Source organism: Bradyrhizobium sp. CCBAU 45321 (assembly GCF_028128975.1).
Classification (GTDB): Bacteria; Pseudomonadota; Alphaproteobacteria; order Rhizobiales; family Xanthobacteraceae; genus Bradyrhizobium; species Bradyrhizobium yuanmingense.
Window position 1 is genome coordinate 1 of sequence record NZ_LFKZ01000089.1, and the last position, 11,421, is coordinate 11,421.

General features: G+C 60.0%; 8 protein-coding genes and 4 pseudogenes. 3 read left to right on the top strand and 9 right to left on the bottom strand.

All coding sequences use genetic code 11. The features are described from left to right. Positions 1–180, top strand: a pseudogene (locus tag ACM43_RS10360) (IS3 family transposase); the annotation flags it as partial. Positions 181–199: 19 nt separating this feature from the next. Here ACM43_RS10360 and ACM43_RS10365 read toward each other — a convergent pair. The 4 genes and pseudogenes from ACM43_RS10365 to ACM43_RS10380 form a co-directional block, all read right to left on the bottom strand. After that, positions 200–357 (bottom strand): annotated as a pseudogene (locus ACM43_RS10365) (IS256 family transposase); the annotation flags it as partial. 466 nt (positions 358–823) lie between these two features. Continuing rightward, positions 824–1,120, bottom strand: coding sequence for a hypothetical protein (locus ACM43_RS10370; protein ID WP_271539916.1), 297 nt, complete (start codon positions 1,118–1,120; stop codon positions 824–826). 66 nt (positions 1,121–1,186) lie between these two features. Further along, positions 1,187–2,269, bottom strand: coding sequence for a hypothetical protein (locus ACM43_RS10375; RefSeq protein WP_124163950.1), 1,083 nt, complete (start codon positions 2,267–2,269; stop codon positions 1,187–1,189). 374 nt (positions 2,270–2,643) lie between these two features. Then, complete coding sequence (locus ACM43_RS10380; RefSeq protein ID WP_271539920.1) at positions 2,644–4,944, bottom strand: DUF3141 domain-containing protein; 2,301 nt, start codon at positions 4,942–4,944, stop codon at positions 2,644–2,646. Between the two features lie 544 nt (positions 4,945–5,488). Here ACM43_RS10380 and ACM43_RS10385 point away from each other — a divergent pair. After that, on the top strand, positions 5,489–5,803 hold the full coding sequence (locus ACM43_RS10385) for a hypothetical protein (RefSeq protein ID WP_333919214.1): 315 nt from the start codon (positions 5,489–5,491) through the stop codon (positions 5,801–5,803). Positions 5,804–6,064: 261 nt separating this feature from the next. Here the strand turns inward: ACM43_RS10385 and ACM43_RS10390 are convergent, their stop codons facing one another. From ACM43_RS10390 to ACM43_RS10405, 4 genes are all read right to left on the bottom strand, one after another. Further along, on the bottom strand, positions 6,065–6,244 hold the full coding sequence (locus ACM43_RS10390; protein ID WP_225115166.1) for an SEL1-like repeat protein: 180 nt from the start codon (positions 6,242–6,244) through the stop codon (positions 6,065–6,067). A gap of 24 nt (positions 6,245–6,268) precedes the next feature. Continuing rightward, positions 6,269–6,448: a tetratricopeptide repeat protein gene (locus tag ACM43_RS10395; RefSeq protein ID WP_225115165.1), complete on the bottom strand. Its 180-nt coding sequence runs from the start codon at positions 6,446–6,448 to the stop codon at positions 6,269–6,271. Between the two features lie 381 nt (positions 6,449–6,829). Then, entirely contained in the window at positions 6,830–7,417 is a 588-nt protein-coding gene (locus tag ACM43_RS10400) for a tetratricopeptide repeat protein (protein ID WP_225115164.1), read from the bottom strand. 538 nt (positions 7,418–7,955) lie between these two features. Continuing rightward, complete coding sequence (locus ACM43_RS10405) at positions 7,956–8,444, bottom strand: hypothetical protein (protein ID WP_271539923.1); 489 nt, start codon at positions 8,442–8,444, stop codon at positions 7,956–7,958. A gap of 333 nt (positions 8,445–8,777) precedes the next feature. Here ACM43_RS10405 and ACM43_RS10410 point away from each other — a divergent pair. After that, positions 8,778–9,791: pseudogene (locus ACM43_RS10410) on the top strand (IS256 family transposase); the annotation flags it as partial. A 306-nt stretch (positions 9,792–10,097) separates the two neighbouring features. Here the strand turns inward: ACM43_RS10410 and ACM43_RS10415 are convergent. After that, positions 10,098–11,302: pseudogene (locus ACM43_RS10415) on the bottom strand (IS110 family transposase). Positions 11,303–11,421: the final 119 nt, after the last annotated feature.

Genomic DNA, 11,421 nt, shown 5'->3' on the forward strand with positions numbered 1-11,421 from the left:
GATTACAACGATGCGCGACCACACTCGCAGGATGGAAAACGCCCTCCGAGTTCGCCTTCAGCTGTCACCCGCGCCGGAATCTGGCGCTGCGCTAGGCCGAAAGCTCCGCCGCCAGCTCCCCTCGCTGCCACCACCCAACCGGGCAAATCCAACAGCCGGAGCGAACTCAGGATTGGATAAAACTTGGGGGCAAGGTCACAAGCCTTCCCTCGCTGGCTCTCCGTTCTCCGCACCCAGCGTCTCCGTCATCTCGGCTTCGAGGGTCTTCCTGCGGATCAGCGGCTTCAGGAACTCCTTGTCCGACCTCAACAACTCTTTGACTGCAGAGACATCCGTCTTAATCGTCGTCACGGTCATGGCGGGTCCAAGCTCCTCTACGAGCGGTGATCTTCGCAACCACCGGACTTGCCATGACCGCTTCAGCCGCTCAGCTCTTGCAGAACTTCCCGCAGGCTACCTCATAAACCTCATAAAAGTGTGCTCGATACTCCGCTCTGAGTTAGGACCCCGTGGGCTCCGCCGCGGCTGCTCGGTGCCGATCCTTTGGAGCATGGCCATCACCTGGGTGATGCCCGGCTCCCGCTGCGCGGGACGGGCATGGCCGGCGGTCTTACCGCGAGCGCTGGCGGCGAGGCCACGTTCTGCTGTCTGAATGACGTCCGGCGGACCGCACCGCATCGACGCAAAGTCTTAGAGGGTGGAAAGTGGTCTTCAGATTCGAGCCAGAAGCGGACGCGAAAAGGCGCTCTTGCCGGTTCGCTTTGACCTGGACCCTCGAGCTGACTACTGTCTCCGTACGTTTTTGGAGGTTGGTGCAACCGGATTACCGCCAGTCCGATGAGCTGCAAGCGAGAATGCCAATCGCGCGCAGCGCGGCAGCCGCCTTCGCGAGTGGAGTAATTGCGTCGATTCCGATTTCGTTGCTGGGCATGGCGTCAATTCGTCGCAGCAGTCGCGCGAAGCTGCCGACTTGTCTGTCCAGAAGAGCGACGTCGACGTAGTCGCCCGGTTCAATACTAAGTAGGTACTGCGGCACGGTGACGAGCGCGATGTTTGGGATGCCCTTTAGGTAGAGCGGCTGGCCTTCGCCGAACTGAATGGGTGCGTTTGGGGCTGACACTCTCGGCGCTTGTCCGGTTGTACGCCACTCTGATTCGATAAGCGCCGTCAGCTCCGGATTGGAGGCCTAGAGCAGTTCGGGTTCGGGGTTGCCTGTCGGGCCATAGGTATTTTTGAGAGGATCGTCACGGTATTCCCGAGCACCGAGGTGCTCGATCACCAGACCTGCCACTGCATGGCGATTTCCCGGACCACCGGCCCACCACTGCGGGTGGTCCCGCAACCAGCGCGAAGTGGCTTGGCCATGATCGGTGACCGCCGGGATTCGGAGGTGTCCAGCGGTTAACACGAAGACGGCTGTGCGTGCCAACGGTCGAGCGACAGTCTGGCGCGCGAGTTCGACCAAACCGACGTGGCCGTTCTCCTCGACAATGTTTGTACCGTCACTGTGGCTTACCACGAGCACAGTTTCGTGGGCTGCGCTGTTACCTTCCACGGCCGCCCATATTGTTCGCATAGTGCTGTCTCGCTCGATCACGGCGTCGACGACGAGCGTCGCCCGCATGGCCCGTGAGGCGGCGTCCAGCACCAAGTCGGCGTCGTCTCCAGCCACGAAGACCGCTGGAATGTTCTGGTAGGGCAACGTGAACGGTAAGTACTGTCCTTTGGCGTTGAAAATGCTTATGCCACGCCAGGCGAAGATCACCGCCTCAACGCCAGCTCGTCTAGCACGCGCCAGACCGAGGCCGGCGAACGTGGCAGGAAGCAGCGGCATAGTGGTCTTGCCCCATGCACGCGCCCGATCCCAAGTCTTGACCGCCGCATCAAACGGGAACTCCCGATTTCGGACCTCGACCACCGCAATTCCGCCGCGCGCTTTGGTCCATCGCGGTATTGGACCGCGCAATCTGTACAACTGCTTCTCGGTCCCTAGGGGGCCGGTGGTCCCGGAGTAGGGAAAGACCGAAGAGATCGCTATATCGCGCCCGTCGATCTTAAGACGCAGACCGTCGGGGTTTTCTGCAGCCATGCTCCAGCGATCGAAACGCAAGACGTCCTCGTGAACTCGCATACCGAAATCGGCCCACTGCTGTTTAACATGCTCTGCAAGTTGATCGTGGCTCTTTGAGCCCGAGATTCGGGAGCCAAGGGACTCCAAGTACATCAGCTCGGCGCGGATGGTATCGTGGTCCACGGCGAAGAACTCCATTCCGCGGATTTCGGCAGGGAGAAAGTGCCCCAACAACTAATATCTCTGCTCGGTCCGGAGGAAGTCGCCAGATTCGACGACTTCAGCGCGGCTGGTTCTTTTCTGCAAAGGGAACGCATCGGTATCTGCTCGCTTCTTTCGTCAAGCTAATTCTTGAACTTCGAGCCCTCCGTTACCATCAGCGCTCAGGATCCGGAACACACAATAGGCGCGCGTCGAACATGTTTGGCCGCTCCAGCCGCAAGCGTCAGAGTACAACGTGCAGGACGAACCGGCTTCATCCTGTGCCAACTACGAGGCGCATCGACATTGCCCTCAGTTGCCACGCCTGGCGCTCAAGCCGATGGTCATCCTTTACGCCAAGCGTCGACGCTTTACTCAGCCTTCATTTGTGCCAACGGATTTTCGGTAACATCGCCGGTGATTGGCGGCTGCTCAAGCACCTGAGCAAACCGCCCTAGGAGGTCGATCGTCTTCGGCGACATTTCCGCGATGGGACCAGGTACATAGCGTGCGACCAGGCAGGCGCGGCGGCGCTCCTCAGAGTCATCCAGCAGCAATGGCAGGGTCTCGATTGCTTGCTCCCGTTCCAAAGTGGCGATGATGGTCTGTTGGCGAGTGATTGTAGTCAGACGGTCAGAAGGGACCGAGCGGAACGGCTCGTTCTGCGTCAGGACGCGTGACCAGCGATCGAGACGATCGCGGCGGATACCGCCGCGATCGCTCACAAGCAGCGCCATCATGCGGATGACGGCCTCGATAAAGCCGCCGGTCGCGATCATCTTAAGCGCACACTGAACGTCCGGGCGCGACCTCAATTCTTCTGGCGTCATTTGCCTCGCCTGCACTTCGTAGCGATCACCAAAATAGTGCTGCAAAGGAGTGTTCCACATGCTGTGGAACGTCAGCTCATACATCATGTCGCGCAGGTCGCGCCAGTAGATCATCGCCTGTGCGATATGCTGCACATACAAGGCTTCCGCCAGCAGGAATGGATTATCTACTCTGGCCTTGGCTCGAGACTGGCGAACCTGCTCGCTTATGGACTTGAAGCCAGCCAGCATCAGATTTCGCGAAGAAATTAGCGCTCGCGACAGGCGCTCCGGGTGAACACTACGGCAAGCTTGGGCCGTGAAGGTCGTGACTGCAGCTCTGACGAAGGGGCGGGCGATTGTGTGATAGATCTGTGCCTGAAGTTCAGACGCCCGGTCAACTGCACCGAAAGGGAACTCATCGCGATAGTTGTCGTTCAATGCCCGGATGTCCTTGAAGCTGCGTTCGACTAGTTCAACACTGAAGCTTTTTCGTCCATCTTGTTCCTGAACATCTTTGACGCACATTTCGTAGAGGCCGGGCATTAACGCTTCGATTGCCTCAAGCGTGGTTGCAACTTGCCGGAACTCCCTATTGACAACTTTTGAAGAGACGAAGATGCCGAGGTGCCCGATGTCGTCATGCACCATATAGATAATGTGTTGGCCGCGAACGCGGATCTCCTCCTCGTCCTCGTAAACATCTGTGATCCAATTCAGAGCCTGCTGGGGCGGCGTCACTTTGTCGCCATGGCTGGCAAACACGATGATCGGCGCCCGGATCTGCTTGAGATCCACGTGCTGACGCTCCGATCCCAGGTAGGCCATGTTTTTGCCGAGCCGGTTGCCGATGAACAAGTTTTCGAGAATCCAGCAGATCTCGTTTTCGTGCAGCAAGCAGAAGCTGCTCCACCACTTCTCGGTGGCAAGAAAGCTTTCGCGCGTCGTATCCACGTCGCGGAAAAGCTCGGCGTACTTGAGGAACAGCCGGCGCTCGGGATTGAGCATCTCGAAATTATGTATGAGATTGGCTCCATCAAACATGCCCTGGCCAAGGTCGCACAGAAACATCGGGATCCAGACTCCGCCGAATATGCCGGCAATGTAGCGGAAAGCGTTGTCGCCGATGTTTCCCGACACAGCCGTCACCGGTGATCCATTGATGACGACGGGTCCTGTCAAGTCAGGGTTTGTTGCGGCCAGAACGAGGGTCGCCCAGCCTGCTTGGCAGTTGCCGATAATGGCCGGCAGAGGCGCGCGCGGATGCCGGCGGATCACTTCTCGAACAAACGCCGCTTCCGCATAGGCCACATCAGAGAGTTGCTGATCCTGCTCCGGATCGCGACGGAAGCTCACCAGATACACTGGATGACCTTCGCGCAAGGCGACGCCGAGCTGACTATCGTGCTCGTGGGCTCCCACACCCGCAGTGTGTCCCGCACGTGGAGGGATGATAACAAAGGGCCGACGACGGGAGTAATCGACCGTAACATCTTGCGGCGGGATGATGCGCAGCAATACGAAGTTGGACTTTACGGGAAGATCCCTTCCGTCCATGATCTTCTCGTACTCGTAGAAAAGAACCGGCTGACAGCCTGCCGCCTCATGTTCAAGGAAGAGGTCGCCGCTCTCCCGGAGAAGATCGATTAGCAATATAGCGCGCTCGCCCGCGTCGCGGGTGTATTCACGCCAGGCAACCCCAAGCTGTCCATCGTCACGCAGGTTCCGGAGATCTTTGGCCAGACGTTTGCCGCTTGCCAAGAGCTCGGGCAGGCGCATAAAGACCATTTCGCAGCCGCGCTTGACCCGCAGTATCCAGGCAACTTGTAGAATGTTGATGGTCTTCGCGCCCTGTTGGACCATGCGATCAGCGTGGAGTCTGAATGGGCTGCGGGTGAGCGCGTGCTCGAGTTCTGCATGTTGCGCTTACATTGACTGGGCCAAGTTGGAGCGCTGGAACGAGTCAGACATGGCCTGACCTCCTCTGTTCTAGAGTCGATGCCGCCCCGTAGTGCTGATTCACGCTGTGGTGCCGGATTGCCTGTCTACGGCATCTTTCATCCGGCAAACTGCTCGCAAGCGAGGTCAGTGTGACCAAGAAAGCGTAACCTCAAGAGGACGTTTTGCGAGCAGGGGTGACTTTCCACGACGTTCCCGAATCGCTCTATGCAAAGTCGATGCCAGGCATCTTGTTGCTGCCGAGACGAAGTATGGCCAAGCAACTTCCGTCTTCCTGTTCTGCTGCACAGGTTTTGTCTGATCGAAAACCAACACTGGCAGAAATCAGACACTGCGGATCACCTTTGTTAGATAGCGGACGTCTGTACATTCCTTGCTGGCGTTTACACGAGCGTCGCGAGCCCGTGTAGCTGACACCCAAGCGAGAATGCAATGCTCGGCGTTGTGATTGGGAACAAACGTCAGAGACCTTAAGGCTGCCATCCATCAATTTGGAAGCGCCGCGGATGCGGTCGCCTACGGTTTTCAGCACTGGCGGTGCTGCGCCTCGCCTGGGCAGTCGCAGGAATCGCCGTGGGATTTGGGTTGCGCGCGAACAGAACGGCGATTTTTTCGCGGTCTCTTCCTGAACCGCACCCACGCGTTCAAGTACGCGCTGTCCAAGAATGGCCATCATCCAGAAACCATCGTCGAGGTGTCGCGCGAGATGGAATTCGATGTTCCCGCTCATTTGCAGATCGTCGGCACGAGCTCCGCCAACTAATACATCGACCCCAATTGAGAACAGGAGACGAAATTCAATGCGCGCCAGCGGCTTCCTTCAATCTTGAAAATGAAATTGCAAGCTTCCCGGCCTTCAGACCCCAAAAGGTAGCAATTAAACCTTGCTCCGCTCCAAAATTGACTCCCGCTCAATGGCTTGGGCGGTTCTTCACGGCCGACTGTTTAGTGTTGTGGCGCCCAGTGCTGACCTGGATTGCAGCCTGGCAGCGGCGCTGCGCCTCGCCCGAGGCTAGCGTAAAGCCTATGTTTCCAGTGTGAAAGTCTCCTCGCGTGTCGCGCCGATCGACTGGAGGCGCCGCACGGCGCCTTCATTGCGTTGTTGCGCCGCGTATTGATACGAATTGACTGCTGCGTCCCGATCTTGTGCGGTGCCTCGGCCTGACATCAACGCGTCGCCCAGAGCAACCTGCGCTTCCGCCATGCCTCGCTCGGCGGCTCTCTGAAGCTATTCCGTCGCCTTCGTCACGTCAGCCTCGCGCCCCTGTCCCCTCCCGAGCATCACGGCGAGGTTGTACTGCGCAACAGTATGTCCCTGCTCTGCAGCGGCCTCATACCAGTTCACACCCTCTGCAAGATCCAGGCGCACTCCAGTACATAACGGCGAGCTGGAACTGTGCGGCTGCATGCCCCGCGCGCGCGGCCTTGGTCATCCACGATGATGCTGCTGAGCATTCCCCACGCCGCTCTTTCGGATCCAGATGGAGAAGTCCAAGCATGTACTGCGCCTCGACATAACCCGCTTCCCCCGCCCGTGTAAGCCATAGGATTGCGCCTAATATATCGGCGGCCCCTCCGAACTTACCCATCTTCAGCGCGCCCAGTTGAAACGCCGCCGGAGGATGACCAGCCTCCGCGGCCTCTCCCAACAAAGAGTGCTCGCGTGCAACGTTATCAGCAGACGCATCCTAATGAAGCAGGAAGACCGCATAGACGGTCTTGGCGTCAGGATCTCCGCTACTGGCGGCCCTGCTCACATTCCGACGCCATTTCCTGATCTTTGGGAACGTCAGCGCCGGTCGAATAGAGCTTTCCGAGTTGCACCTGTGCGGCGCTGATGCCGCCATCGGAGGCACGTTCGAAACCATTTTATCGCGGCCTCCAAGTTGCGCTGAACGCCGGAGCCGTTGAGATAGAAGATTGCAACATTGAACGCCGCAGTGGCATGGCCATTTTCGGCCGCGCGCTCGAACCACTTCGCGGCATGACGAATGTTGGGCGAGACACCGACACCAGTCGCATAGAACCGCCCTACGAAGAATTGCGCCTGCACATCGCCCGGCTCGGCCGCCTTCTCATACCAAATCGCCGCCTCCCGCAAATCGGGCTCGGCATCGGCTCCGCTCGAATAGAATTCCGCGAGTGCCTGAATTGCCGGAAGATAATCCTTCCGCGCCGCCTTGCGCAGCGCGGTCTCGGCGCGATCGAGGTCCTTGGCGACGCCCTTGCCGCTGAACCGAAACAGGCCGATGTTGTAGAGTGCGATCGGATCATCATGCGTGGCGGCACTCTGGAATAGGCGAGCAGCCTCAGTCGGGCTCTCGGGCAAGCCCCTACCCTTCAGCGTCATGAATGCGAGCCCAATCTGCGCCCTCACGTGATCCTGCGCGGCGGCCTTGCCATACCAGATCGCAGCCTGGGCGAAATCGACGGGTACGCCGCGTCCCTGATAATAGACATCGCCGAGCGCGAACTCGGCAGGTGCAAACTTCTGATCGGCCGCCGCGTGATATCAACGAAGTGCAGCAGCGAAGTCCTTCGTGCACCCCTGCCCTTCGCTGTAGAGATGGAGTGCCCGACCGCATTGAAGCCGGAAGGCCTCCTTGATGAATAGGCTCGGCGCGATGCAATTCACGTTTCCGCGATGGCTTCCAAGGATAACAGCTTCTCTCACTAACTTCGAAAAGTACAGGGCTCAAGCGTGGTCGCACTGAAGGGAAGTGAAGGAGTACCATCAATCAGAAGAGTACCATCAATCATCAGCTTTAAGTAGACGATAGTTGGACAGCTGCAACAGATCGGCTTCATCAAATCGGCCTTGAAAGTTCCGCGCCCTGTATGTCGCACCGTCTGAACCAGCCCTAAAGGATATGATCGTACCGGCGTTTCCGAGAACGGCGTGACGCACCTCTGGTTCAAGCTGATGGAGGTATTGGTGGGCGACTGCAAGTGTTGAAACTCGTCGACGTAGACAAAGAACGGACGCCGTTCATACTCGGGTAGGTCGGCGCGGCTAAACGCAGCAAGCGCGAGCGTAGTGACGAGCAATCCGCCCAGGTGTACGAGCTGTCCTCACCGATTTGCCCTTTGGCCAGGTTCACCAGTAGTACTTTGCCCTCATCCATGATTTGCCGCACATGGAGATCATGCTGGGGAGCGGTTAGAAGTCTGTTGAGTATCGGATCTGAAAGGAAGGCGCCCACTTTGTTCTGGATCGGCGTCGTGCCGTCGGCACGGTAGCCAAACGAGAACCGCTCAAACTCTTTTATGAAGAACGTCCGAACCGACTCGTTTTTCAAGTGTCGCGCAATCTCGGCGCGGAACTTCCGGTCCGATAGGATGCGCATCGTGGGGTGCGGTTGCTCCTGCAGCGCCATCAAAACGTTGCGCAAAATGTGCTCCATGCGAAGGCCCCATGCATCCGGCCACATTTTCTTGAATACTTCATGAAGCCAGAAGCAGCGAGCGCGATCCGATCTTCACGGACATGCCGCAGGGGATTGTACCCATACGGCTGGGAGGGATCGCACGCATTTAAGTAGATCACGTCTGATGAGCGTCTCGTGGAAACCTGCGCCACGACGCGCTCCACCAAGTCGCCGTGAGGATCGATAAGAGCGATTCCACATCCGCGCTCGATGTCCTGAAGCGCCGTCGTCTCGATTAAAGTCGACTTTCCGGTACAGTCTTGCCAATGATGTAAAGGTGCGAGAAGCGGTCTTCGTCAGCCCGACGAGATCAACGATCCACTGACGGATATCCTGCGAGCGGGCGCGCAGCAGCTTTTGGCGCAGGCGATCGAGGTCGAAGTCGCGACGTTTCTTGCCACGATGAAGGACTTGAAGCCGGCCGATGGGCGCGCCCGCGTGGTGCGGCACGGTCGCGGCCCGGCGCGAACGACCGGCATCGGCCCCGTCGAAGTCGCACGGGCGAAGATTCGGGACCGCGGCGCGGCCGGCGATGGCGAGCGGATCCAGTTCAGCTCGGCGATTCTGCCGCTGTGGGCGCGACGGACCAGGAGTTTGGACGCGCTGTTGCCGGTGCTCTACCTGCGCGGCATCTCGACCGGCGACTTCCAGGAGGCGCTGACGGCCCTGCTGGGTAAGGACGCACCGAACCTGTCGCCAGGGGTGATTTCCCGGCTGACGGCCGAATGGCAAGGCGAGTACGAGCGTTGGCAGAAGCGCGATCTGTCGGCGCGGCGCTACGTGTATGTGTGGGCCGATGGGGTCTTCCTGCAGGCGCGCATGGAAGACCACGGCGAATGCATGCTGGTGCTGATCGGCGCAACGCCGGAAGGCAAGAAGGAACTGATCGGCTTTCAGGTCGGCGTGCGGGAGAGCACGCAGAGCTGGCGCGAGCTCCTGATCGACGTCAAGCAGCGCGGATTGCAGATCGCCCCGGAAATTGCCGTCGGCGACGGCGCGCTCGGCTTCTGGAAGGCGCTCGATGAGGCTTGTCCCGGCACCCGGCACCAGCGATGCTGGGTGCACAAGACCGTGAATGTCCTGGACAAGGTCCCGCTCTCGGTGCAGGCGAACATGAAGACGGACCTGCGCGAGATCTACCGGGCGCCGAACCGGGCGGCCGCCGAAGCGGCGATCGATGTCTTTGCCGAGAAATACCGCGCCAAGTATGGCCGGGCGGTCGAATGCCTCACCAAGGACCGCGACGCGCTGCTGACCTTCTACGACTTCCCCGCCGAGCATTGGGACCATCTGCGCACGACGGATGAGATGGACAAGCGATTTCTTCGTCGCCGAGACGACGACTGCGGAGATCGCTGTAAGTCCACCTATTGTTCGGCTGCGCTGCGGGCCATTCTTCCGTCCCGGCCACCGATCTCGCAGCCGCCGCGCGCCGGGGCGGTCAAGGCTGGCCGCATCTGCGGCAACCGCAAGGCTTGGCCTTGACCGGCCCGAGCACGGCGGCACACTGGCAGTGGAACGGGACTGCATTCCTGGCTAGAACTTGCCATCAGCCGCGATTATGGTTGTTGGGCGCGGGCGACCTCGTGGCGAAGCGTGACGCGTCGGCTGCAAGCGTCACCGGACTGCCTATTTTGTCCTGCCGAACTGAGGCGCTCGCGAGCCACTTTTTGGGTGCCGCGACTTCCATTGCGACACGAATCGTTCGTAGCTTTGCTCGGCCTGGGCGGCGATCAACATCTCGCGGTCGCGCAGCGGCTTGATGTTGTAGGCATAGGCTGGTCCACGGCGGCTCCCTTTCTGTTGTGGATGTCCGGCTTGAAGTTGCATCGCGCGGGTCTTGCTGTCGACTAGCGCCGGGCGCGCCCACAGGTAATCCTCGCCCTTTGTCAGCAAGTGCCAGCAGAGCACAGTGAGCTTCCGAGCCACGGCCACCGCGGCGATCTGATGGCCGCCGCGCACGGATCCGCACGAAAAAAGCATGCAGTGGACCGGGCGCCTTGGCCGCTGCCCAGGCCGCTTAGACCAGCATGGCGCGCGCATGACTGCGGCCGATTTTGCTGATACGGCCGTGGTGGGCTGCTCCCAACCCGGACTGCCGCACCCGCGGGTTCAGCCCGAAATAGCTCACCAGCTTGTGCGGGCTGTCGAACCGGCTGATGTCGCCGATCGCCGCCACGATGCCGGCGGCGACCGCCAGGTTCACGCCGGTGATCGTCATCAATCTGTTGACCGCGGAATCCTCGATTGCGTCCCGCGCGATCTCGCGGTCGAGCAGGACCAGGTCTTCCGCCAGCCGGTCAAGCTCACGGACATGCCGGTCGATGGCCGCTCACTCATCGTCCGGCAACTGTTGAGCGGCCAACCATGCCCGGCAAAAGATCGGCATGCGGGCACTTCGGGATCAGGTGCGCGTGCAGGATCGAATGCACCTCGTTCTTGAGCCGCGTGCGATGCCGCACGACCTGGTAGCGCCGCGCCACCAGCCTACGCTTGCGCTCGGTCTCCGCGTCAGGCGTCCAGATCTGCGGCAGGTATCCCGCCGCCTGCAGACTGGCGAGCGTGCCGGCATCGATCTTGTCGGTCTTGACGTGAGCCTGGGCGATCGCCTTCACCTGCAACGGATTGGCGATGATCACCCGCGCCACGAATGGCGCCAGAACCCGCGACACCGCCAGGCGGTTACCAGTCGCTTCGAGCACCACCTCATCACCGGCCAGCGGGGTTTTGCCAAATCCCTCCAGCGCAGTCCGCGTCATATCAATGCGACCCGCATGTCGAAGCCTGCCGTTCTCCCAAAATACCACCTCCCCGAAGGTTCGGTGGACATCAATGCCAATTATCCGTCGCATTCGCACCTCCTCTGCCGAACACATGACGGGAGCTGCGGGCGACACGACAACTACGGATTCGCGCTCGCGGCGCAACCGGGCGAGTCGCAGAGGCGGCCAGC